Source organism: Streptosporangium sp. NPDC049248 (genome assembly GCF_040678965.1).
In the GTDB taxonomy this organism is placed as follows: domain Bacteria; phylum Actinomycetota; class Actinomycetes; order Streptosporangiales; family Streptosporangiaceae; genus Streptosporangium; species Streptosporangium fukuiense.
The window spans coordinates 258,459-281,399 of the sequence record NZ_JBFAQY010000004.1 but is presented as its reverse complement, the minus strand read 5'-3'; the positions used below and the strand labels follow the sequence as shown (position 1 = coordinate 281,399).

General features: G+C 70.0%; 22 protein-coding genes. 13 read left to right on the top strand and 9 right to left on the bottom strand.

Annotated elements, in window-relative coordinates; translation table 11 throughout:
- Nucleotides 1–541 precede the first annotated feature (541 nt).
- The 4 genes from hutI (at nt 542) to AB0K21_RS10510 (ending at nt 6,229) form a co-directional block, all read left to right on the top strand.
- Entirely contained in the window at nt 542–1,750 is a 1,209-nt protein-coding gene (gene hutI / locus AB0K21_RS10525) for an imidazolonepropionase (RefSeq protein WP_343979893.1), read from the top strand.
- Between the two features lie 58 nt (nt 1,751–1,808).
- Nucleotides 1,809–2,642 carry a DegV family protein gene (locus tag AB0K21_RS10520; RefSeq protein WP_364149176.1) on the top strand — a complete coding sequence of 278 codons (834 nt, stop codon included), beginning with the start codon at nt 1,809–1,811 and terminating at the stop codon, nt 2,640–2,642.
- Between the two features lie 414 nt (nt 2,643–3,056).
- Nucleotides 3,057–3,728: a ComEA family DNA-binding protein gene (locus AB0K21_RS10515; RefSeq protein ID WP_343979886.1), complete on the top strand. Its 672-nt coding sequence runs from the start codon at nt 3,057–3,059 to the stop codon at nt 3,726–3,728.
- 26 nt (nt 3,729–3,754) lie between these two features.
- A complete protein-coding gene (locus AB0K21_RS10510; protein ID WP_364149174.1) occupies nt 3,755–6,229 on the top strand; it encodes a ComEC/Rec2 family competence protein in 2,475 nt (824 codons plus the stop codon).
- On the opposite strand, the gene AB0K21_RS10505 is transcribed toward AB0K21_RS10510, so the two are convergent.
- Nucleotides 6,226–6,381: a hypothetical protein gene (locus AB0K21_RS10505; protein ID WP_343979879.1), complete on the bottom strand. Its 156-nt coding sequence runs from the start codon at nt 6,379–6,381 to the stop codon at nt 6,226–6,228. The two genes, AB0K21_RS10510 and AB0K21_RS10505, sit on opposite strands and share 4 nt — an antisense overlap.
- A 109-nt stretch (nt 6,382–6,490) precedes the next feature.
- Between AB0K21_RS10505 and holA the strand changes: the two genes are divergently transcribed.
- Nucleotides 6,491–7,462 carry a DNA polymerase III subunit delta gene (gene holA, locus AB0K21_RS10500; protein ID WP_343979875.1) on the top strand — a complete coding sequence of 324 codons (972 nt, stop codon included), beginning with the start codon at nt 6,491–6,493 and terminating at the stop codon, nt 7,460–7,462.
- A 90-nt stretch (nt 7,463–7,552) separates the two neighbouring features.
- Here the strand turns inward: holA and rpsT are convergent, their stop codons facing one another.
- Nucleotides 7,553–7,828: a 30S ribosomal protein S20 gene (gene rpsT / locus AB0K21_RS10495; RefSeq protein ID WP_343979872.1), complete on the bottom strand. Its 276-nt coding sequence runs from the start codon at nt 7,826–7,828 to the stop codon at nt 7,553–7,555.
- A gap of 168 nt (nt 7,829–7,996) precedes the next feature.
- The gene (locus tag AB0K21_RS10490) at nt 7,997–8,914 is read right to left on the bottom strand and encodes a hypothetical protein (protein ID WP_364149171.1); all 918 of its coding nucleotides are present in this window, start codon (nt 8,912–8,914) and stop codon (nt 7,997–7,999) included.
- 158 nt (nt 8,915–9,072) lie between these two features.
- On the opposite strand from AB0K21_RS10490, the gene lepA reads away from it, so the two are divergent.
- Both lepA and AB0K21_RS10480 read left to right on the top strand, forming a co-directional pair.
- Complete coding sequence (lepA, locus tag AB0K21_RS10485; RefSeq protein WP_343980027.1) at nt 9,073–10,911, top strand: translation elongation factor 4; 1,839 nt, start codon at nt 9,073–9,075, stop codon at nt 10,909–10,911.
- 95 nt (nt 10,912–11,006) lie between these two features.
- A complete protein-coding gene (locus AB0K21_RS10480) occupies nt 11,007–11,642 on the top strand; it encodes an MOSC domain-containing protein (protein ID WP_343979866.1) in 636 nt (211 codons plus the stop codon).
- A 76-nt stretch (nt 11,643–11,718) separates the two neighbouring features.
- On the opposite strand, the gene AB0K21_RS10475 is transcribed toward AB0K21_RS10480, so the two are convergent.
- Nucleotides 11,719–12,996 (bottom strand): glycoside hydrolase family 18 protein, encoded by a 1,278-nt coding sequence (locus AB0K21_RS10475; RefSeq protein ID WP_343979863.1) that lies wholly within the window; start codon nt 12,994–12,996, stop codon nt 11,719–11,721.
- A 178-nt stretch (nt 12,997–13,174) separates the two neighbouring features.
- On the opposite strand from AB0K21_RS10475, the gene hemW reads away from it, so the two are divergent.
- Nucleotides 13,175–14,386, top strand: coding sequence for a radical SAM family heme chaperone HemW (gene hemW / locus AB0K21_RS10470; RefSeq protein ID WP_364149169.1), 1,212 nt, complete (start codon nt 13,175–13,177; stop codon nt 14,384–14,386).
- Nucleotides 14,387–14,399: 13 nt separating this feature from the next.
- On the opposite strand, the gene AB0K21_RS10465 is transcribed toward hemW, so the two are convergent.
- The 3 genes from AB0K21_RS10465 to AB0K21_RS10455 are packed head-to-tail and all read right to left on the bottom strand — an operon-like array spanning nt 14,400 to nt 16,668.
- Complete coding sequence (locus tag AB0K21_RS10465; RefSeq protein WP_364149167.1) at nt 14,400–15,029, bottom strand: DUF4870 domain-containing protein; 630 nt, start codon at nt 15,027–15,029, stop codon at nt 14,400–14,402.
- Between the two features lie 24 nt (nt 15,030–15,053).
- On the bottom strand, nt 15,054–15,869 hold the full coding sequence (locus AB0K21_RS10460) for a DUF3097 domain-containing protein (protein ID WP_343979855.1): 816 nt from the start codon (nt 15,867–15,869) through the stop codon (nt 15,054–15,056).
- A 58-nt stretch (nt 15,870–15,927) separates the two neighbouring features.
- Nucleotides 15,928–16,668 (bottom strand): hypothetical protein, encoded by a 741-nt coding sequence (locus AB0K21_RS10455; RefSeq protein ID WP_343979851.1) that lies wholly within the window; start codon nt 16,666–16,668, stop codon nt 15,928–15,930.
- Nucleotides 16,669–16,851: 183 nt separating this feature from the next.
- On the opposite strand from AB0K21_RS10455, the gene hrcA reads away from it, so the two are divergent.
- The 3 genes from hrcA to AB0K21_RS10440 all read left to right on the top strand — a co-directional run bounded on the left by hrcA (nt 16,852) and on the right by AB0K21_RS10440 (nt 19,817).
- Nucleotides 16,852–17,865, top strand: a complete 1,014-nt coding sequence (hrcA, locus tag AB0K21_RS10450; RefSeq protein ID WP_030903995.1) for a heat-inducible transcriptional repressor HrcA — start codon at nt 16,852–16,854, stop codon at nt 17,863–17,865.
- 14 nt (nt 17,866–17,879) lie between these two features.
- A complete protein-coding gene (gene dnaJ / locus AB0K21_RS10445; RefSeq protein WP_343979848.1) occupies nt 17,880–19,019 on the top strand; it encodes a molecular chaperone DnaJ in 1,140 nt (379 codons plus the stop codon).
- Nucleotides 19,020–19,085: 66 nt separating this feature from the next.
- Nucleotides 19,086–19,817, top strand: a complete 732-nt coding sequence (locus AB0K21_RS10440; RefSeq protein ID WP_343979845.1) for a 16S rRNA (uracil(1498)-N(3))-methyltransferase — start codon at nt 19,086–19,088, stop codon at nt 19,815–19,817.
- Nucleotides 19,818–19,948: 131 nt separating this feature from the next.
- Here AB0K21_RS10440 and AB0K21_RS10435 read toward each other — a convergent pair whose 3' ends face one another.
- Together AB0K21_RS10435 and AB0K21_RS10430 are read right to left on the bottom strand one after the other, a co-directional pair.
- Nucleotides 19,949–20,644, bottom strand: a complete 696-nt coding sequence (locus AB0K21_RS10435) for a hypothetical protein (protein ID WP_343979842.1) — start codon at nt 20,642–20,644, stop codon at nt 19,949–19,951.
- The gene (locus AB0K21_RS10430; protein WP_043655278.1) at nt 20,641–21,120 is read right to left on the bottom strand and encodes a SigE family RNA polymerase sigma factor; all 480 of its coding nucleotides are present in this window, start codon (nt 21,118–21,120) and stop codon (nt 20,641–20,643) included. Before AB0K21_RS10430 ends, AB0K21_RS10435 begins: the two co-directional genes overlap by 4 nt.
- A 282-nt stretch (nt 21,121–21,402) precedes the next feature.
- Between AB0K21_RS10430 and AB0K21_RS10425 the strand changes: the two genes are divergently transcribed.
- A complete protein-coding gene (locus AB0K21_RS10425; protein WP_364149410.1) occupies nt 21,403–21,753 on the top strand; it encodes a histidine triad nucleotide-binding protein in 351 nt (116 codons plus the stop codon).
- Between the two features lie 92 nt (nt 21,754–21,845).
- A complete protein-coding gene (locus AB0K21_RS10420) occupies nt 21,846–22,910 on the top strand; it encodes a PhoH family protein (RefSeq protein ID WP_364149164.1) in 1,065 nt (354 codons plus the stop codon).
- The last annotated feature ends 31 nt before the right edge of the window (nt 22,911–22,941 follow it).

Below are 22,941 nucleotides of genomic sequence, written 5' to 3'. Positions count from 1 at the left end.
ATTATCAGCCTAGGTTGATCGCGAATCGCGTTTCAACGACGGGGCTTGCGCTGGACGGCTCCCTGAGATGCACTGTGATTGCGAAAGCGTACAAAAGCCGCGAAAGCCGCAGTGGTCGGCCGGGGTTTAGATTGCTACCATAAGGCAAATCTAGCGAGATGTTATGACGCAAGTTGCTCTGGTGACTACTGTTACGGACGATGAAGAAGTAGTCTGAGCTGTGGAAAGGTGCTCAACGTCACGCGTGACCGCCGAGCCGGCGGGCGAGGTGCGGTCGCGGTGAGGCGGCGTTCTTCCCAATTAGCCTGTACAGCGGGCTGACTTGTGAAATAACGTAACTGAACTGAAATCGCCCGATCATGATCTCGGCGATACTGTCGCCGCACAACAGATACGCGGATGAGAGCAGGAGACCCCCGATGCCGTCCGGAGTCACAGCGGGCTTGAAGGGCACGGTGCCCGGCAGTGTCAGGGGCGACTCGTCCCGTCCGGGTGTGGTCCTCCTCCAAGCGTCTTCCCCTGAACACAAGGCGGTGATGCGATGACGGTCCGCCTTCTGACCAATATCGGCCGGCTCTGGACCGGAAACGATGTGTTCAGCAACGCGGCGATCCTCGTTCACAACGACAGGATCGCCTGGGTCGGCCGAGCCGCGGACCTGCCGCAGAGCGTGCCCGGCGTCGTCGACGACATCGTCGACGTCGACCACGTCGAGAACCTGGGCGGCGCGCTGGTCACCCCCGGCCTGATCGACGCGCACACCCACCCGGTCTACGCGGGCAACCGCTACGCCGAGATGGCGATGCGCTCCGGCGGTTCCACCCCCTCCGCGATCACCGCGGCGGGCGGCGGCATCGGTTCCACCGTGACGGTCACCCGGGGCACCGATCCCTGGACGCTCTGCAACGGTGTCCGTGAGCGGCTCCGGGACTGGCTGCTCAGCGGCACCACCACCATCGAGGCCAAGACCGGCTACCACCTCACCCGCGACGGCGAACTCGCCGACGTGCGGCTCCTGCGCGAGCTGGAGAAGGAGCCGATGATGCCGCGGGTGCACGTGACCTTCATGGCCGCGCACGTCGTCCCGCCCGAATACTTCGGCCGCCAGCGTGACTACGTCGAGGCCGTGGGCTCCTGGTGCGCCGACGCCGCGGCGGCGGGGGCCGACAGCGTCGACGTCTACTGCGACGAGGGGCACTTCACCGCGGAGGAGGCCCGCTGGGTCCTGGCCTCCGGGCGCAACGTCGGCCTGCAGCCCCGCGTGCACGCCGGCGCGTACACCCGCAGGGGCGCCGTCCAGCTCGCCGCCGAACTCGGCTGCGCCTCCGCCGACCTGCTTCACCACACCACCGACGAGGACATCGCGATCCTGGCCCGCTACGGAGTCCCCGCCGTGGTCTGCCCCGGAACCGCCCTCCAGCGTGGCAGCCTGCCTCCCGTCCGCCGGATGCTCGCCCAGGGGGTCACCGTGGCCCTCGGCAGTGATCACAACCCGGGCCACTGCGGCATCACCTCGATGTCACTGGTCATCAGCCTCGCGGTGGCGGCCTTCGGCATGAGCGTCGGCGACGCTCTTCGCGCCGCCACCCTCGGCGGTGCCACGGTCCTGGGGGCTTCCGACCGCGGTGTTCTCGCCCCGGGTCGCCTCGCCGACATCGTCCAGTGGGACGCCGACCACGAGGGTGCCTTCGCCTGGGCCTTCGGCCTCAAGCCCCGCCGGGTCTGGCGTGGAGGCACTCCGGTCCAGTAGGTCCGATGTCCGTGACTCCGGCCTTCTTCGTCTGATCTTCTCCGAGTAACCTCTGGACATGTCGCCATCGGTCGCCGTCGTCACCGACTCCACCGCCTACCTTCCGGGAGAGCGGGTCTCCCGCCTGGGCATCATCGTGGTACCGCTCCAGGTGGTCGTGGGAGGCAGGTCGCTCGACGACAGGGCGCTGGACGACGTGCCCGGGGAGCGGGCTCCGGTGACGACCTCCAGGCCCACCCCGCGGCGTTTCGCGGATGCCTACGACCAGGCGGCGGCCCGGGGCGCGACCGGCATCGTCTCCGTCCACCTGTCGGCGGAGATGTCCGGCACGGTCGAGGCCGCCCGCGTGGGAGCCGAGGGTTCACCGGTTCCGGTCGACGTCATCGACAGCAGGTCCATCGGCATGGGCCTGGGATTCCCGGTCCTCGCCGCCGCGGGTGCCGCCGCCGCGGGCGCGACCCGGACGGAGGTGGCGGATGCCGCCCGCCGCCGCGCGGAGTCGATCCGCAGCTTCTTCTATGTCGACACCCTGGAGTACCTGCGCAGGGGAGGCCGGATCGGTGCGGCTGCGACCCTCCTCGGCTCGGCATTGATGATCAAACCGATCCTGCACATTCGTGACGGCGCGATCGTTCCTCTGGAGAAGGTCCGTACGGCGAGCCGGGCCATCGCCCGTCTCGAGGATCTCGCGGTCGAGGCCGCGGGCACCGCCCCGGTGGAGGTCGCCGTCCAGCATCTCGGAGCCACGGCCCGTGCCGAGGCGCTGGCGGCGCGCCTGCCCCGGCGCATCCCCGCACTCGTCGAGGTCACAGTCGTCGAGGTCGGTTCGGTCATCGGCGCCCACGTCGGCCCCGGGATGCTCGGTATCACCGTCTCCTTCCCGCCCTCCTGACACCCGTGGCCGGGTCGCCGTCCACAACCTGACCGCGCGGTCGGCCGGATATCCACAGAACGGTGTTCGGCGAGGATGTTCCCGGTGCCGCCCCGTAGCGTCCTGCGGGTGCGGACCACAGGCCAGAACATCGAGCGGTTCCGGGCCGAGTCGCGGCTGCGGATCCTGACAGGGCGTGGATCACCTGCCGCCGTGCCCCTCCCGCGCGGGTCGGCCGACCTGCTCGCCCTGCCGCGGCCCAACGATCGGCTCTCACCGTTCCGGCCGGCAAGCCCTGCCGATCCGGGAGATCCGCTCCCTCACGGGGAGGACGAGGCCGCTCCGCCCTGTTCGGCGGGGGATGCGTGGGCCGGTGGGCGGGACCGGCCGCGGGATGTCGCCTCCCTCGACGGTCCCGCCGCGCGTGTGCGTTCCATGCCGTCTCCCCCGGCCTTCGAGGCGCTGCGCAAGGTCGTGGCCGCACAGGGACAGGATCTCGGTCCGGGCAGGCCGGGGTTGCGCCTCCTGCTGCTCGTCGCCCTGACGGCCGCCGTCGCCGGCGGCGTGTACGCCTGGAGATCCCAGCCGGAGCCCGAGCCGCTGGCCCCGCCGGCGCCGATCTCCGGGACTCCGCTGCCGGAGCCTGGCAATGCCGCACGGCCCCGGCCCGTGCCGGCCACCGAGCTGACGGTTCACGTGACCGGAAAGGTCCGCCGCCCCGGGGTGATCACGTTGCCCGGAGGTTCCCGGGTCGCCGACGCGGTCCGGGCCGCCGGGGGCGTTCGGGGGGCGGCCGCCACGGGGTCTCTCAACCTGGCGCGCAGGCTCGTCGACGGCGAGCAGATCGTCGTCGGCTCGGCCGGCCCCGCCGTCGCGGTGGCACCCGCCCCGGTGGATCCGGCGGACCCCGCCACCGCCGTCGTCGACCTCAACACGGCCACGATCGAGCAGCTCGAAGGGCTGCCGGGCGTGGGTGAGGTGCTCGCCCGGCGCATCACCGAGTACCGCGCCGCCCATGGCGGCTTCCGCGCCGTTGAGCAACTCCGCGACGTGAGCGGCATAGGCGACCGTAAGTACGCCGAGATGCGCGACAGGGTCCGGGTGTGATCCGCAGGTCGGGGAGGGCGGTCGGGATGCGAGCCGGCTCGGTCGTCGAGGCCGGGCGCGCCGGGGCCACCGAGAGCCCTGATGGTTCCGGTGCTCCCGGGAAGGCCGGTGGTGTCAGGGATTCCGGAAAGGGGCGGGGCGCGCATGCCGCGCATCTGCTCCTGCCCGCGGCGGCATCGTGGGTGATCGCCCTGGTCCTGCTGGGCTGTCCGGCGGCGACGGGTGCCGTGGTGGCCGGTCTCACGGCCGTGGGTGCCCTGGCCGTGGCTGTTCTGGTCCGGGCGGGGAGGACGGCGGGCCGGCGTAACGCGGTGATCGCGGTCCTGGGGTGCGCGGCCGCGGTGGCCGGGTCGGTGGCCTTCCGGGTGCACGCGGCCGGTACGGGACCGGTCGCCGAGCTGGCCGGAAGGCATGCCTCGGCGGTTGCGGAGGCGGTGGTGACCGACGACCCCCGGGAGGTGGCCCGGCGTGGCGGGCCGTTCCGGCGGGAGAGCTTCGTGGTGCCCGCCCGGGTCGAATCGGTCGGGACGGGAGCGGACAGGGTGAGGCTGCGGGCTCCGGTGCTGCTTTTCGTCTCCGGCGCGGAGTGGCGTTCGCTGCTGCCCAGCCAGCGGGTCGAGGTCAGCGGGCGCTTCGGCCCGGCGGACCCCGGTGAGCTGCTCGCGGCGGTGGTGCTGGTCAGAGGGGCGCCGCGCGTCCTGAGCGGACCCTCCTGGGAGCAACGCGCGGCCGGAGCGCTCAGATCGGGGCTGAGGAAGGCGGCCGAGGTGTTGCCACCGGCGCAGCGCGGGCTGCTGCCCGGCCTGGTGGTCGGTGACGTGTCCCGGATGGACGACCAGGTCAGAGCCGATTTCAAGGCGGCCGGCCTCAGCCACCTGCTCGCCGTCTCCGGGGCCAACCTCGCCGTCGTGGCCGGTGCGGCGGTCGCGATGGCCAGGACGGCCGGTCTGCCACTCGCGGCGCGGGCGGTGCTGGCGATCTCGGCCATGGTCGCCTTCTCGATCGTCGCCCGTCCCTCGCCCAGTGTGCTCAGGGCTCTCCTGATGGGCGGGGTCGCCGCCGTGGCACTCGGTACGGGCCGCTCGCGCGACGGCGTCGCGGCTCTGTCTGCGACGGTTCTGGGACTGATCTTCTTTGTCCCCGACCTCGCCCGCTCCTACGGCTTCGCCCTGTCGGTCTTCGCCACCGCGGGCATTCTGGTCCTCGCACCGCGCTGGCGCGACCGGCTCTCGGCCCGAATGCCCCGATGGGCCGCGGAGGCGATCGCCGTGGCCGCCGCCGCCCAGGCCGCCGTCACCCCCGTCCTGGTCCTCATGTCCGGGCAGCTCGCACCGGTGGCGATCCCGGCCAACCTGCTCGCGGGCCCGGCCGTGGCCCCGGCCACCCTGCTCGGCTTCGTGGTGGCGCTGGTCGCCCCCCTGCACCTGGGGCTCGCTCAGCTGCTGGTCCGGCCGGCGGGTCTGGCCACCGGATGGATCATCGAGGTGGCCGGGCACACCGCCGGGCTCCCGTTGGGCGTGCTCCCGTGGCCGGGCGGCGTCACCGGGCTGCTCCTGCTGGCCGCTGCCGTCCCGCTCGCCGTGCTGGTGCTGCGGCACCGGAGGATACGCCTGATCGCCCTGGCGGCCGTCGCCGGCCTGGTTCTCGCCGTGACGGTGGCCGCGCCGATCGTGGCTCGCTGGCCGCCTCGCGGATGGTTGCTGGTGGCCTGCGATGTCGGCCAGGGAGACGCGCTGCTGGTCGCGGCAGGGCCCGGGCGAGCCGTGGTGGTGGACGCGGGGCCCGATCCTGTCCGGGTGGACCGCTGTCTGCGTTCCATGGGAGTCGGGGAGGTGCCGCTGGTCATCCTCACCCATCCGCACCTCGACCATGTGGGAGGGCTCGACGGTGTCTTCCGTGGGCGGGCGGTGGGAGCGGTGCTGGTGACCCCGCGCGGCACCGGAGACGACGCCGGGGAGCATGAGGGGGTGAGGCTGAGCGAGGATCTCGCCCGCCGCCGTGTGGTCGAGTGGGTGGCGAGTCCGGGGGCGAGCTGGCGGTTCGGGCCCTCCGAGCTGACGGTCATCGGCCCGGTGACCGAGGTGTCCCCGACCGGCGCGGGGAAGGGGGCGGCCGTCAACAACGCCAGCGTCGTGGTGCATGTTCGCTGGGCCGCGGGGTCGGCTCTGCTCAGCGGCGACATCGAGACCGAGGCCCAGGCGGAGCTGCTCCGCAGGGGCCTGCCGCGCGCCGAGATCCTCAAGGTTCCGCATCACGGATCCGGCAGGTACGACCCGGCCTTCTTCGCCGCGATGGGTGCTCGTGCCGCCCTCATCAGTGTGGGGGCGGACAACGACTACGGCCATCCCGCGGCGTCGACCCTGGCCACGCTGTACCGGCTCGGTGTGCGCGTCCACCGGACGGACCTGTCGGGAGACCTCGCCGTGGTGGACAGCGGGGGAGCCCTGTCCGTCATTCCCCGAAGGAGCGCCCCGGCCGGAGGGGCTCCGGTACGGGACTAGGACGTGACCTTGGCCGGGCGGCGGAACTCGGTGTCCACGTCGGCGGCGTAGACCGACCGGCTGCAGCGCGCGCAACGGTACATGATCGGGCCCTCGTCGAGGGACGTTCCGCAGCGCGGGCAGGCGTGGCGGCGAATGGTGGAGTTCGTCATGGTTTTCACCTCCTGTGAGGTTCCCAGGGTGCCTCATGGCACCTGCATTCCGATTGCGAACGACTTGCCGATGCTCCTCTCGTCACCGGGACGTGGCATGCTGCTCGGCATGGCGGCAACCGATCCGGCACCTGTGATCCTGATACTCGGCGACGAGGAACTGCTGGCCGACCGCGCGGTGAGTGAGGTGACCTCGGCGGCCAGGGCGGCCGACCCGACCGCCGAGGTGCACGATCTCCCCGGCGCGAAGATGGAGCCCGGGGAGCTCACCCGTATGACGTCGCCCTCGCTGTTCGGCGACAGGTCCGTGGTGGTCGTCCGCTCGGCCCAGGACCTCGGCAAGGACGTCATCGCCGAAGTCGTCTCCTATGCGGCTCATCCGGCCGAGGAGACCGTGCTGATCCTCGTCCATCCGGGGGGCGTCAAGGGGAAGGCGCTGGTCGACGGGGTCAAGAAAGCCGGGGCGCAGGTGGTCTCGGTCACCAAAATGACCAAACCGGCTGAGCGGCTGGCGTTCGTCAAGGCAGAGCTGAAACGGGCCGGGCGCACCATCGGGGCGGACGCCGCCGCCGCGCTCCTCGACGCCGTGGGCAACGACCTGCGCGAGCTCGCCGCCGCCTGCAGCCAGCTCGCCTTCGACACCCCCGGCAAGGCGATCGACGAGGCCGCAGTGGCGCGCTACCACCGGGGCAGGGCCGAGGTCAGCGGGTTCACCGTGGCCGACTCGGCAGTCGAGGGGCGCCTGGGCGAAGCCCTGGAACAACTGCGCTGGGCCCTGGCGACCGGTACGGCACCGGTCCTGCTGGTGAGCGCGCTCGCCGGGGGCCTGCGCTCGCTGGCGAAGGTGGGCGGTGCGCCCCGCAACCTGAGGGGCGGTCAACTCGCCGGCCGGCTCGGCATGCCGCCCTGGAAGATCGAACGGGTTCAGCGGCAGCTGAACGGCTGGGGGCCCGACGGCCTCGCCCGCGCGATCCAGGCCGTCGCCACCGCCGACGCTCAGGTGAAGGGCGGCGGCGCCGACCCCGCGTACGCGCTGGAGCACATGGTCCAGACCGTGGTCGCCAGCCGCACCGGACGCTAGCTCGGCATCACGGTTGTCCCCAGCGGCACGGGCGGTTGAAACGCAAGAACGCCGCACCCCGTGCGGGGGCGGCGTCCGCGAAACCTGGAACTACTTGGCGACCGTCGACAGGGCGGCGGCGCGCTGGGCGATCGCCGACTTGCGGTTGGCGGCCTGGTTCTTGTGGATGACGCCCTTGCTGGCAGCCTTGTCCAGCTGACGGGCGGCGGCGCGCTGGAGCACAGCGGCCTGCTCGACGTCACCCTGGTCGGCGGCCTCGCGGAACTTGCGGATGGCCGTCTTCAGGGAAGACTTGACAGCCTTGTTACGCAGCCGGGCCTTCTCGTTCTGCCGGTTGCGCTTGATCTGGGACTTGATGTTCGCCACGAAGAAGCCTCGGTGAATGTCGTTGGATGGGGCGCGCGGGCAGAGAGGGCGCGCCACACGCAGTTGACTAGGCTACCAACTGCCGAGGTCGTCACTCAAATCGACAGGCCGGGCAGAGGGATGCCCGATCAGTTTAGCGGGTGATTTTGATCGCTCGGACCGTAATCCTCATGGCTTGAACCAGAACTTGTCGTACTCGGCCCAGTCCTCCTTGGTGGCGGCGAAGTCGACGTAGATCGCCAGCCCGAACCGCTCACGGCGCTTGCCGTACGAGGTCAGCGCCAGCCGGGCACCCCTGGCCGCGTTCTCGACGCTCTCGGCCTCGTCGGCCCAGGGGGCGGCGTGGTCGTGATAGGCCGGGGCGCCGATCAGCACCGTCTTCTCCTCGGGGACGAGTTCCAGCGCCAGCGTGCTCTGCCGCACGACGTGGCCGCCGTAGACGGCGGGGAAGGGGAGGTAGGAGTCGTAGGTCATGATCGCTACCTGGTCGGTAAGGTTCGCCACCTGGCGGAAGTAGTCGGACGACCAGTATTTGTCGTGACCGAGGGCGGCGCGTGCGGCCGGGCGGACGAGCGGGAACGGCTCGATCTGCGGGGTCGACGTGGAGAGCAGGCCGTCGCCCACGATCACGCGGGTCCGGGTCAGCAGGTCGAGGAACTCGGTGTCGCCGTCGCCGATCGGCTCGAAGTTGTAGTGCACGCCGTCGAAGCCGAGCGCCATGATCGCGCGTGCGCCGTCCAGCACACGCTGCCTGGAGGCCGCGTCGTCGAGGTCGAGGGTGCCGTCGACCTTCTGGCCGAGCCAGGCCGAGATCCTGACCTTCGGCAACTCCTCGCGCCACCACTTCAGAAGATCGACAGCCCGGGGATATCTCTCGATGGGCAACGTCCCGTCGCGGTCGAACGGTCCCGAGTGGAGGTAGACGTCCTTGATGCCGGTCTTGCGGAGCCTGGCGGCGAGCGTCCGCACGTCGTCGTGGGTCTTCCTGCCGTCCACCCACGCGTGGCCGAGCCACAGGGCGTCGTGGCCGGTCGTCTTCGCCCACGGGGCGGGTGTCCCGGTAAACTGCAGGGTGAGGGTGGCCACGGCCAACCCTGGAAGCGCAAGGAGCAGGGCCGCCACCGCAGCGAGAAAACGCAGGCCGAGTCGTGTTCTGGTCCGGGCAATCACCCGGACATGTCACCATGGAAGGCGGCTGGCATGCCAGCCGTGTGATCGTCATCAATCTGTTGAAACGGACCCCGGTGCGCATTCAGCCTGGCCAGACCGACCCCGCGGTGCTCCGCAACTTCTGCATCATCGCGCATATCGACCATGGCAAGTCGACGTTGGCCGACCGCATGCTGCAGATCACCGGAGTGGTCGACGACCGTTCCATGCGCGCTCAGTATCTCGATCGGATGGACATCGAGCGCGAGCGCGGCATCACGATCAAGTCGCAGGCGGTCAGACTGCCGTGGCGGGTCGGCGAGACCGACTACGTCCTCAACATGATCGACACTCCCGGGCACGTCGACTTCACCTATGAGGTCTCCCGGTCGCTCCAGGCGTGTGAGGGCGCGATCCTGCTGGTCGACGCCGCGCAGGGGATCGAGGCGCAGACCCTGGCCAACCTCTACCTGGCCATGAACAACGACATGACGATCATCCCGGTGCTCAACAAGATCGACCTGCCCGCCGCCCAGCCGGAGAAGTACGCCGCGGAGATCGCCCACCTCATCGGCTGTGACCCGGAGGACGTGCTGAGGGTCTCCGGCAAGACCGGTGTGGGCGTTCGCGAGCTCCTGGACCACGTGGTCGAGAACATCCCGGCCCCGGTCGGCGACGCCGACGCGCCCGCCCGCGCGCTGATCTTCGACTCGGTCTACGACACCTACCGAGGTGTGATCACCTACGTCCGGGTCATGGACGGGCACCTGGGCAAGCGTGAGCGCATCCTGATGATGTCCACCGGCGCGGCCCACGAGACGCTGGAGATCGGCGTCATCTCGCCCGAGCCGAAGATCGCCGACCAGGGGCTGGGCGTCGGCGAGGTGGGCTATCTGATCACCGGTGTGAAGGACGTCCGCCAGTCGCGGGTCGGTGACACGGTGACCTCCGTGTCGAGGCCGGCCGCCGAGGCGCTCAGCGGATACCAGCACCCCAAGCCCATGGTCTTCTCGGGCCTGTACCCCATCGACGGTGACGACTACCCCGAGCTCCGCGAGGCGTTGGACAAGCTCCAGCTCAACGACGCGGCCCTGGTCTACGAGCCGGAGACCTCCGCCGCCCTGGGCTTCGGCTTCCGCTGCGGCTTCCTCGGCCTGCTCCACATGGAGATCGTCCGCGAGCGGCTGGAGCGCGAGTTCAACCTCTCGCTCATCTCCACCGCGCCCAACGTGGTCTATCGAGTGATCATGGAGGACGGCAAGGAGGTCGTCGTCACCAACCCCTCGGAGTTCCCCACCGGTAAGGTGGACAAGGTCTTCGAACCGATGGTGAAGTCGACGGTGCTCGTTCCGTCGGAGTTCATCGGCGCCATCATGGAGCTCTGCCAGAACCGCCGGGGCAACCTGCAGGGCATGGACTACCTGTCCGAGGACCGCGTCGAGATCCGCTACACGATGCCGCTCGGCGAGATCATCTTCGACTTCTTCGACCAGCTCAAGTCCCGTACGCGCGGCTACGCCTCGCTGGACTACGAGCCCTCGGGCGAGCAGGAGTCCGACCTGGTCAAGGTCGACATCCTGCTCCAGGGCGAGGCCGTGGACGCCTTCAGCGCCATCGTTCACCGGGAGAAGTCCTACGCCTACGGCGTCGAGATGGCCAAGAAACTGCGCGAGCTGATCCCCAGGCAGCAGTTCGAGGTGCCGATCCAGGCGGCCATCGGCGCCCGGGTCATCGCCCGTGAGAACATCCGTGCCATCCGCAAGGACGTCCTCGCCAAGTGCTACGGCGGCGACATCTCCCGCAAGCGCAAGCTGCTGGAGAAGCAGAAGGAGGGCAAGAAGCGGATGAAGATGGTCGGCCGCGTCGAGGTGCCCCAGGAGGCGTTCGTCGCCGCGCTGTCCACCGAGTCCTCCGCGGACAAGTCCAAGAAGTAGAGGACGTCGAGGGCCCGGCCAGGCTTGGCACCGGGTAGGAAGAATCGGTGGATATCGGTTCGCCTTCCGGTTGAGGGCTCCGATACCGTCCGGTCATGCAGATTGCCTCGGTGAACGTGGGCCGTGCCGTCGACGCGGAGTGGGCCGGTCGTCTCAAGCGCACCGCGATAGACAAGACCCCCGCGGACGGCCGGGTCAGGGCCTCGGAGAGCGGTCTGGCCGGGGACGAGAGGGCAGATCTGGAGCACCACGGCTCTTCCGATCAGGCGCTCTACGCCTATGCGCGGGAGGACTACGACTGGTGGCGGGCCGAGCTGGGCCGGGAGCTGCGCGACGGCATGTTCGGGGAGAACCTCACGACGGTGGGGCTCGACGTCAACGGGGCCAAGATCGGGGAGCGCTGGCGGATGGGCACGGTGCTGGCCGAGGTGACCGGCCCGAGGGTGCCGTGCTCGGTGTTCCGCGGTTGGATCGGGGAGCCGGGCTGGCTCAAGACCTTCACCCGGGCCGGGCGGGTCGGCGCCTACCTGCGGGTGGTCGAGCCGGGCGAGCTGGGCCGGGGCGACGCCGTCGAGATCGTCTCGCGTCCCGAAGGCAGCGTCACGGTCACCGAGTCCTTCCGTGCCTACCACGGTGACAGAGACCTGCTGCGCCGCCTGCTCGCCCATCCGGGGCACCCCGAGGAGTGGGACAGGGTCGCTGAGCGGGTGCTGGGCCGCGTGCGCGGTTAGGCGTCCGGGGACGAACGCGCGGGCGGGGCCGCAGATGACCCAGATCCTGCGGCCCCGACCGGTATGAGAGGGTCGCTCAGCGCAGGATCCTGTAGAGCGCCGAGGTGAGCGACGCCGAGGTGTCGTCCTGGTCGATGGACCACATCATCGAGCCGCCGAGGCCCTTCAGGCGGATGTAGGCCGCCTTCTGGGCCAGCGTGGCCGGGTCGTCGTAGGACCAGAACTCGTTGCCGTCGTAGAGCCACACGGTTCCGGTCAGCAGGTCGCGGTAGCGCTTGCCCGGCTTGTTCACCAGGATCTTGTAGTCCTCGCTTCCGGCGGCGAAGGTGCCCGGCGCGGGACCGGTGGCGGTGCCGTACAGGCCGTTCCTGCCCCCGGTGACGCCGGTCCAGCCCTGACCGTACGCGGGCACGCCCACCACGATCTTCTTGGCCGGGGCGCCGCGCGTCAGGTAGTCGCGGACCGTCTGGTCCACGCTGTACTTCACCGGGTTGGGGTCGCGCCGGTCGTTGAACAGGTTGCCGTTGTGGCCGGTGACGTTCTCCCACGAGCCGTGCAGGTCATAGCCCTGGATCGTGGCGAAGGTGAGCTGCTTGAAGACGTCGCGGACCTCGAAGCCCGCGTCGATCTTCGCGGCGGCGGCGGGCAGGAAGGCGGTCAGCTCGGTGCGCCGGTCGAACTCGTTCATCTGGCGGCGCAGTTCGGCGACGAACAGGGTGAAGTTCCGCTTGTCCTCGGGACGGATGATGTTGCCCTCGTTGCCGGAGGAGCCCGGCCACTCCCAGTCGAGGTCGATGCCGTCGAACACGCCCGCTCCGGTGCCGGGGGCGGTGCCGGGCAGGTTGCCCCTGAGCCACAGGTCGATGCAGGAGGAGGCCAGTCTGGCGCGCCCGGAGGGGGTCAGCACCGCGTCGGAGAAGTATTTCGAGCCGGTCCAGCCGCCCAGGGAGATCAACGTCTTGAGGCCGGGGTGCTTGGCCTTGAGCTTCTTCAGCTGGTTCAGGTTGCCGTTCAGCGCCTGGCCCTCGGCGTCGCCGACGCCGTCCACGCTCTGCTCGGCGGCCACCGGGCGCTGCCAGTCGGCCCACGGGTCGGCGGAGTAGCAGTCGCCCTCGGCGTTGACGAAGCCGAAGGCGTAGTTGATGTGGGTCAGCTTGGCGGCGGCGCCGCTGCTCTCCATGTCCTTGACGTGGTAGTCGCGGCCGTAGACGCCCCACTGGATGAAGTAGGCGACCCGCTTGAAGCGGTCACCGTTCCCTGAGGGGGCCTGGGCCTGGGCCGGGGCCGGTAAGGCCACCGCCGCGAGACCCGCGGCGAGGGCTGCCGCGATCATGTTCCGGAGGAGTCTCTGCACGGGCTTCTCCACTGCTCGGAATAGTAACTTATAGGAAACTTTCCTTTAAGTTTTCCCGGATCGTAGACCTGTGCGATCTGTCCGTCAACGGTACGCGGCGGTTTGACCGGTGAGCGGCCGGCCTTCCACAGCCGGGGCGACGTCCCGGGCATCGCATGGGGAGCGGCAGACTTGGGGCGTGCCATCCACACTTCCCGACGGGGATCCCGTACCCGCCTCGGGCGAACTCCCCGAGAGCGCGCTCGCCGGACTCGGCGAGCGGCCCTTCGGCTTCTACGTCCACGTGCCCTTCTGCGTGACCCGGTGCGGTTACTGCGATTTCAACACCTACACGGCCTCGGAACTCGGTCCCGGCGCCGCGCAGCGGGACTACGCGGACACCGCCGTCGACGAGGTGCGGCGGGCGCGGGCCAACCTCGGCGCCGCGCGCCTCCCGGTCGAGACCGTGTTCTTCGGCGGGGGCACCCCGACCCTGCTACCGGCCGGAGACCTGGTACGGATCCTGGGGGCGATCGAGGAGGAGTTCGGGCTCGCTCCCGGCGCCGAGGTGACCACCGAGGCCAACCCCGAGTCGGTGGACCCCACCTACCTGGCGGAGCTTCGCGAGGGCGGGTTCAACCGGATGAGCTTCGGGATGCAGAGTGCCCGCGAGCACGTGCTCGCGGTGCTGGACCGTCGCCACACTCCCGGACGCCCGGCGCGGGCCGTACGGGAGGCGAGGCAGGCGGGGTTCGAGCACGTCAACCTTGACCTGATCTACAGCACGCCAGGGGAGAGCGACGACGACTGGCGTGCTTCGCTGGCCGCGGCGATCGAGGCGGGACCCGACCATGTCTCCGCGTACTCGCTGATCGTCGAGGACGGGACGAAGCTGGCCGCCAGGATCAGGCGGGGCGAGCTCCCGATGCCCGACGACGACGTGGCCGCCGACCGTTACCTGATCGCCGACACCATGCTGGCCGAGGCGGGGTTCGAGTGGTACGAGGTGTCCAACTGGGCGACCTCCGAGGCCGGGCGATGCCGGCACAACCTGCTCTACTGGACCGGCGGAGACTGGTGGGGCGTCGGTCCGGGGGCGCACAGCCACGTCGGCGGTACCCGCTGGTGGAACGTCAAGCACCCCGCCGCCTACGCCCGGCGACTGGCCGCGGGCACCTCGCCCGCCCAGGCGCGAGAGGTGCTGGGGTCCGGGGACAGGGCGGTGGAGCGGCTGATGCTGGAGCTGCGACTCGCCCAGGGGTTCCCGCTCGGGGAGCTCGACCGCCCCCGGGTGGTCGCCCGCGCGCTGGCCGACGGACTGCTGGAGACGGAACCGTTCAAGGCGGGCCGGGCTGTGCTCACCCTGCGCGGCCGCCTGCTGGCCGACGCACTGGTCCGCGACCTCACCTGAGTTCCGGCCCGGGTCAGCTGACGAAGCGGATGCTCATCGGATAGCGGTGGTTCTCCCCCCGGTTGGCCGCCACCGCGGCGATGACCATCATGATGATCGACCCGATCCAGAGGAGGAGCATCAGCACGAAGCCGATGAGCACCAACGCCAGGATCATGCAGACGAAGTAGGCGATCAACACCGTGAGCTGGAAGTTGAGGGCCTCGGCGGCCTGGTCCCGCACGTAGGGTGACTCGTCCTTCTTGGCGAGGTAGAGCACCAGCGGGCCGACGAAGCTGGTCAGCAGACCCAGCAGGTGGGCGAGCATCGCCATGGTGGTGTCGTCGCTGCCGGGCCGCGGGCCGTAGGTCCCCGGCGGCGCCTGGTAGCCGTACCCCACCGGGCCGTACCCGCCGTACCGGGCGTAACCATCCTGGTAGCCGCTCTGGTAGCGGTAACCGCTCGGGTCGTACGGGGGAGTGGGATGGCCCTGGCCCGACTGCCGGTAGCCCTGGCCGGGCGGCGGGGCGCTCTGGCCGGGCATGGTGTGGCCGGGCGTCGTGTAGCCGGGCGTCGTGTAGCCGGGCGTCGTGTGGCCGGGCGGAGGATCGCCGATGCGCTCCGTCCGGTCCTCGCCCGGTGAATCCCCAAGGTTCTCGCTCATGGCCCCTCCTGATGGGTTGACGGCCTAGCCATCCTCGCCGGGAACCGTGACGAAGTCGATCAGCTCTTCGACCGGACCGAGCAGCTCGGGCTCCAGGTCGGCATATGTCGTGACCGATCCGAGGATGCGGCGCCACGCGTCGCCGGGTTCCGTCTTCCAGCCCAGCGCGGCGATGACGCCCTCCTTCCAGGGCACGCCGCGCGGCACCGACGGCCAGGAGGAGATCTTGAGCGTGTGCGGCTTGACCGCCTGCCAGACGTCCACGAACGGGTGCCCGACGATCAGCACGTGCGGAGAGGAGATCCGCGCGGCGATCCGGCTCTCCTTGGAACCGGGGACCAGGTGGTCGACGAGCACACCCAGGCGGCGGCCGGGGCCCGGGCCGAACTCCTCGACGATGGCGGGCAGGTGATCGACCCCCTCCAGGTACTCCACCACCACACCCTCGACCCTCAGGTCGTGGCCCCAGACCTTCTCCACGAGCGCGGCGTCGTGCACACCCTCGACGTATATCCGGCTCTCCCTGGCCACCTGGGCCCGCAGGCCCTCCACCGCGATGGAGCCCGACGCGCTCCGCCTGGGGCCACGTGGCGCGGCGGCCGGGCGCACGAGCGTCACCGTCCTGCCCTCCAGGAGGAACGCGGCGGGCTCCAGCGGGAATACCCGCCGACGGCCGAAGCGGTCCTCCAGGGTGACGGCCTCCTTGTCGCAGGCCACCACGGCACCGCAGAAGCCGCCGTCGGCGTCCTCGACGACCAGGTCGAGCTCGGCGGGAATCCGGGGGATCTCCCCTCTGCGGGGGCGCCGCCAGTCTCCCGCCAGAACGTCACGCTCGTACATCACCGACCGCCCACCGTCTCTCGCAAGGGATCACGTGGGACGCTAGCAAACGCCGCGGTCACCTGCCGTAGGGCCCCGGTGCTCCCCACTGCCCCGCCGAGGCGGCGGCCCGGCGCTTGCGGGCGTTGCTCCGCTTCACCAGTACGACGATCGTCACGACGATGGCCAGCAGGATCCCGATGCCGGGCACCGCGAACAGGGCGATCACCCCGCCGACCAGTGATCCGGCGGCGAGTTCCCGGCCCACGCCGAACGTGGTGCCCTCCGCCGGGTCGGCGGTGCAGTTGACCTGGTAGTCGCCCGCCTGCTCCACGCCGATCTGCAGGCCCATCTCCCAGACGACGCCGTCGGAACCCGACACGGTCTGCTGGACGAGCGGCTTCTGCAGGCTGGGCGTGCCGGTGCCGCCGGTCAGCGTGCACTCGAAATTGGTGGGTCCACTGGTGGAGACATAGATGGCGGGCTTGTCGGCCGGGTCGAGCGTGACCGTCGTGTTTTCGCCGGGGGCGAACGTCTTCGTCGGCGCCGCGCTGGTGACCGCGCCCAGCACGCCACCTGCGAAACCGCCGATGCCGACGATGATGCTGACCAGGGCGAGCAGCCACACCCCGACGATCCATCCGATACCGGGCTTGATCTTCCCGCTGGGGGGCGGGCTCTGCGGGGCGCCGTAGCCGGGAGGTGCGTAACCGTAGGAGGGACCGTTCTGGTGGGGCTGCTGACCATACGGCTGCTGGGGGGAGCCGTAACCGGGGCCGCGGGAGGCGTCGCCCGGAAAAGAACCAAAATCATTGGACATGTACGAATTGTGGCGGTAACCGGTTGAAACGCGATAGCAGTTGACTTGCCAATGGCTTGGCGTCATCATCCGCACCTCTTGCTTATCGCGCCTTCCGTACGGGGGCCGTACACTTGGCACTCGGGAACACAGAGTGCCAGACCTCGTGTTTCCCATCTGAACGCAGGCAGGGAGGTGACCACGTTGGTCGACGACCGGAAGCTCGCCGTGCTTCGCGCCATCGTCGAGGACTACGTGTCCACCAACGAGCCGGTGGGTTCGAAGGCTCTCGCGGATCGGCACAGTCTGGGAGTGTCCCCGGCGACGATCCGTAACGACATGGCGGTGCTGGAGGAGCAGGGCTACATCGCCCAGCCTCACACCAGCGCCGGTCGGGTGCCCACGGACAAGGGCTACCGGCTCTTCGTTGATCGGCTCTCGCAGGTGAAACCCCTGTCGAGCGCGGAGCGCAAGGCCATCGAGAGCTTTCTCGCGGGTGCGGTGGACATCGACGACGTCGTCATGCGGACGGTGCGGCTGCTTGCCCAGCTCACCCGGCAGGTCGCCGTGGTGCAGTATCCGACACTGACCAACTCGACGGTCCGGCACGTCGAGCTGGTGCCGCTGAGCGAGCGCCGGCTGATGTTCGTGCTCATCACCAACACCGGCCGGGTGGAGCAGCGTGTGGTCGAGCTGCCCGACGTCGTGGACGAGCAGCGGGTGGCCCATCTGCGAGCGATGCTCAACACCTCCCTTGACGGGTGCGGGCTCACCAGCGTTCCCGACAAGGTCGCCGACCTGCCGGAGCGGCTGCCCGCCGAGGATCGGCCGCTCGCGGCCACGATCCTGTCCGTGCTGCTGGAGTCCCTGGTGGACAGGCACGATGAGAAGATCGTTTTTGCCGGGGCCGCCAACCTCGCGGGAGCCGACTTCACGGTCGGGCTCCGCGATGTGCTGGAGGCACTGGAAGAGCAGGTCGTGCTCATGCGACTGCTCGGTGAGACCTCCGACCTGTCGGCGCTGACCGTGCGGATCGGCTCGGAGAACCCCTACACCGGACTCCAGGGCACGTCGATCGTCGCCGCCGGATACGGTTCTGGGGACAAGCAACTGGCCCGGCTAGGTGTGCTGGGCCCGACGCGGATGGACTACCCGGTCACGATGGGCGCGGTGCGCGCGGTGGCACGCTACGTCAGCCAGATCCTGGCTGCATCATAAGAGGTCAACGAAAAGTGGCTAAGAGCGACTACTACGGCACCCTCGGGGTGCGCCGTGACGCCAGTGCGGAAGAGATCAAGAAGGCGTACCGACGTCTGGCGCGCGAACTGCATCCTGACGTCAACCCCGACCCCGAGACTCAGGAGCGCTTCAAGGAGATCACACAGGCCTACGAGGTCCTGTCCGACTCCAGCAAGCGGCAGATGTACGACATGGGGGCCGACCCGTTCGCCTCGGGCGGCGCGGGGGCCGGTGGCTTCGGTGCCGGCTTCCCGTTCAGCGACATCATGGACGCCTTCTTCGGCGCGGCCGGTGGCGGCGGCGGGCGTGGACCCCGCTCGCGTGCCCGTCGCGGACGCAACGCCACCATCCGGGTCGAGCTCGACCTGCGCGAGTCGGGCTTCGGCACGACCCGCGAGCTGGTCGTCGACACCGCGGTGGTCTGCGAGGTCTGCACGGGGTCGGGCGCCGCCGCAGGCACCCACCCCGACACCTGTGACATGTGTCATGGCCGGGGTGAGGTATCCCAGGTCACCCGCTCCTTCCTCGGTCAGGTCATGACCTCACGGCCCTGCCCGCAGTGTGGCGGCTTCGGGTCGATCATCCGCAACCCCTGCCAGGAGTGCTCCGGTGACGGCAGGGTCCGTACCCGGCGGACCATCAAGGTCCGCATCCCCGCCGGGGTGGAGGACGGTACTCACATCCAGCTCGCCGGAGAGGGCGAGATCGGTCCAGGCGGCGGCCCGCCCGGCGACCTGTTCCTGGAGATCGTCGAGCGCCCCCACGAGATCTTCGAGCGGCGCGGCGACGACCTGCACTGCACGGTGCAGATCCCGATGACCGCGGCCGCGCTCGGCACCATCCTGACCATGGAGACGCTCGACGGAGCCGAGGAGCTGGACATCCGTCCCGGTACGCAGTCGGGGCAGACGATCCCGCTCTACGGCCGCGGTGTGCAGCGTCTGAACGAGACCGGCCGTGGCGATCTGCTGATCCACGTGAACGTGGAGACCCCCTCCCGTCTCGACGCGACACAGGAGGAGCTGCTGAGGGAGCTCGCCAAGCTCCGCGGCGAGGAGCGCCCGCCCGGCAAGTTCGCCCCCGGGCAGCAGAGTTTCTTCTCCCGGCTGCGGGACGCCTTCAATGGCCGCTGACCCGGACCGTCCCCGCGCACGTCGCGGCGGCAGGGGCCGTTCCGGGGCGGCCCGCTCCGACGGCTCATGACCGTTCCGGTCTTCCTGGCCGAACCCGCCGACCTGGCCAGGCCGGAGTTCGTCTTCGGCGGCCCCGAAGGGCGCCACGCGGCGGCCGTACGGCGGCTGCGGGCCGGGGAGCGGCTCGACCTGACGGACGGGGCGGGCTCCGTCGCCGAGTGCGTGGTGATCGAGGCGGGCAGGGATTCGCTCCGGGTCCAGGTACTGCGCCGTCACGAGGTGCCCGTGCCGTCTCCGCGTCTGGTCGTGGTCCAGGGGCTGCCCAAGGGCGACCGGGGCGAGCTGGCCGTGGAGATGATGACCGAGGCGGGGGTGGACGTGATCGTTCCCTGGGCCGCGGCCAGGTGTGTCACCCAGTGGAAGGGCGAGCGGGCGGCCAAGGCGCTGGCCCGCTGGCGCTCCACGGCGCGTGAGGCGGGCAAGCAGTCACGTCGCTTCCGCCTGCCCGAGGTGACCGGGCTCGCGTCCACCGCCGGGGTCGCCGCCCTGCTGTCGGCGGCGGCGCTCGGCGTCGTGCTGCACGAGGAGGCCGCCTCCCCGTTGTCCGGTCTGCCGCTCCCGGCGGGCGGCGACATCGTCGTGGTGGTCGGCCCGGAGGGCGGGGTGTCGCAGGAGGAGATCGCCGTTTTCCGCGAGGCCAAGGCGGTACCGGCGCTGCTCGGGCCGACGGTGCTGCGCACCTCGACGGCCGGGGTCGTCGCGGCGGCGGTGCTCCAGACACGCAGCGGCCGCTGGTGACCCCTGGCCGGCGGCCCTGAGCCCTGTGCCCTCCGTCTGCCGGGCCGGCGCCGGCACGTCGCGGCTCCTCCTCTTCGGGAGGGGCCGTCCGGCCGATCCTCGGCACGCCGGGGTCGGCCGGACAGGAGGGTCTAGCCGCTGACCGGGGTCGGCGCGGGGATGCTCGCCTCCGTCGGCATCGGGGGCGACGCGTCATCCGACGGCCCGCACTCGTCGGCCGAGCACGGGCTCTCCGAGGGAGCCGACGGTCTCGTCTTCGTCGGCGTGGGGGTCGCCTCGGCCTCCTCGCACTGCTTGGAGATCCCGCTGGGGTCGACCGGCGGGTCGTCGAGGGGGGTGGGGCAGGTGGGCGTCGGCGTCGGCCTGTGAGTCGACGGTGCCGGGGTCGCCCTGGAGGTCGGCCTCGTGCTGGGCGTGGTGCTCCTGGACGGCGTGGGCGTCGGCGGGAGCGTGGGGCTGCCCGCCTCCGACCTGCCGACGGCGGGGAGCTGGGCGGGGCCGGACGACGGCTGGGGCGGAGCCGGGGGCCTTGAGGTGGCTGATCCGTCCGGAGGGGGAGTGGACTCGGTGAAGTTGACCGTGCCGGTGCTCACCTGGGGGATCACCTGTTCGCGGAACTGGGGGACCACCATGACGATGGTCGCCGCGACCAGGAGCGCACCGGCGACGGAGGCCCCGGTCCGCCACCACGTCAGCCAGCGGAACCCGCGTCGCTCGATGCGGGCACGAATTATCTCCAGCCCGTCGGGGGAGGGAACGACCGAGTTCGCCTCCGCGCTGAGCGCACGGCGGAGCAGCTCGCCGTACTCATCCGGGGAGTCGGTCATGACAGTTGCTCCAGTGAGGTTCGTAGGGCGGCCATGCCGCGAGCGGTGTGGCTCTTGACCGCGCCTTTGCTGATGCCCATCGCGTGGGCGATCTGCGCCTCGGACAGGTCTCCGTAGTAGCGCAGGACCAGGGCCTCCCGCTGGCGCGCGGGCAGCCCGCGGAGCGCCTCGATGACGGCGGACCGCTCGAACTCGCCGATCGCCCCGTTCTCGGCGCTCGGCGCGTCGGGCATGCCCTTGGGCGCGTACTTCTCGACGACCGCCCGGTGCCGAAGCACCGAACGTGATCGGTTCACGACCGACTGCCGCAGGTAGGCCAGTGCCTTGTCGGTGTCGCGCAGGCGGCGCCAGGCGCCGTGGATGGCGACGAACGCGTCCTGCACGACCTCCTCCGCGGTCGCCATGTCGCGAACGAGCAGTACGGCGAGACGGACAAGAGACCGATAGTGCGCGCTGTAGAGCGCGGTAACGGCCATGTCGGCATCCCATCCGACGGGCGCCGCCCCGAGCGATCTGTCTGCCACGAGGGTCTCGGTGGTCACATCAGTGGGACGCTCGGCCTTCCCAGAGGGTTTACGCTCTTCCGGTTCATTAAGGGGCATGACCCAGTCGTGTCCTCGCCAGGCGGCCGTATGGTGCTGTGCGCAAAGGCTGTCTTGGTTGAAGTTTTGCACAACCACCATATCCGGGCGGATCTTTGTTTGCTGGCGGGAACCATCACCGATTCGCAACGTCCTCGGCGGTAAGGTGCCTGCATGGTGAGCGAAGCCGACTGCCTGTTCTGCAAGATCGTGGCCGGGGAGATCCCCGCGGAGATCGTCTATGAGACCGATCGCACGCTGGCCTTCCGCGACGTCAACCCCCAGGCGCCGACCCATGTGCTGGTGGTCCCCAGGGAGCACCATCGGGACGCCGCGGCGCTGGCGGCCGCCGACCAGGGGCTGGCCGACGAGGTGCTCAAGACCGCGCACGCGGTCGCCAGTCAGGAGGGAGTCGCGGAATCGGGTTACCGGCTGGTGTTCAACACCGGACCCGAGGCCGGTCAGACCGTCTTCCACGTGCACGGACACGTGATCGGGGGGCGGGGCCTGAAGTGGCCGCCCGGCTGAAAACCGGCAAGCGCGATCCTGGCGATCACGGATACGATGGCGTTGAAGTTCCACGCCTATATCTGGAGGCGAACAGGCCGTAAGGCCAGCTCATGTCCGAGACAAACGATTCCAGCAGAACGTCGCCGAGATCCAGGGGTTCCAGCCGGACTCAGGCGAAGGTGGTGATTCCGGACGATCAGTCGATGGTCAGCCTGCTGGGCTCGCGCGATGAGCTGTTGCGCGTCATCGAGGGCGCCTTCCGCGCCGACATCCACGTCCGGGGCAACGAGATCACCGTCACCGGCAGCCCGGAGGAGAGCAGCACCGTGGTGCGGCTCTTCGAGGAGATGTCCGAACTCGTCCGCGGAGGCGCGCAGCTCACGGTCGACGCGGTCGAGCGCAGCATCGCCATGTTGCGGATGACCTCCGAACGTCCCGCCGAGGTGCTCTCGCTGGACATCATCTCCTCGCGGGGCCGGACCATCCGCCCGAAGACCGTGAACCAGAAGCGGTACGTCGACGCGATCGACAAGTTCACCGTCGTCTTCGGCATCGGCCCGGCCGGCACGGGCAAGACCTACCTCGCGATGGCGAAGGCCGTGAAGGCCCTCCAGGAGAAGAAGGTCAACCGGATCATCCTCACCCGCCCCGCGGTCGAGGCGGGCGAGCGGCTGGGCTTCCTGCCGGGCACGCTCTACGAGAAGATCGATCCTTACCTGCGCCCGCTCTACGACGCGCTGCACGACATGCTCGATCCCGAGTCGATCCCCCGGCTGATGGCCGCGGGCACGATCGAGGTGGCCCCTCTCGCCTACATGCGGGGCCGCACCCTCAACGACGCCTACATCATCCTGGACGAGGCGCAGAACACCTCGCCGGAGCAGATGAAGATGTTCCTGACGCGGCTGGGGTTCAACTCGAAGATCGTCGTCACCGGTGACGTCACCCAGGTCGACCTGCCGAACGGCACGCAGAGCGGTCTGCGGGTCGTCCAGGACATCCTCGAAGGCATCTCTGACATCCACTTCAGCCGTCTGACCAGCGCCGACGTGGTGCGCCACAAGCTGGTGGGCGACATCGTGGACGCGTACGGGCGCTATGACGAGACGCAGCGCCAGAGCGCGCCGCAGCAGATCAAGGGCATGGTCAAGCAGCGTCCCCGGGAGAGGACATGAGCGCGGGACGACTCCGGCGCGGGGCGCGGGC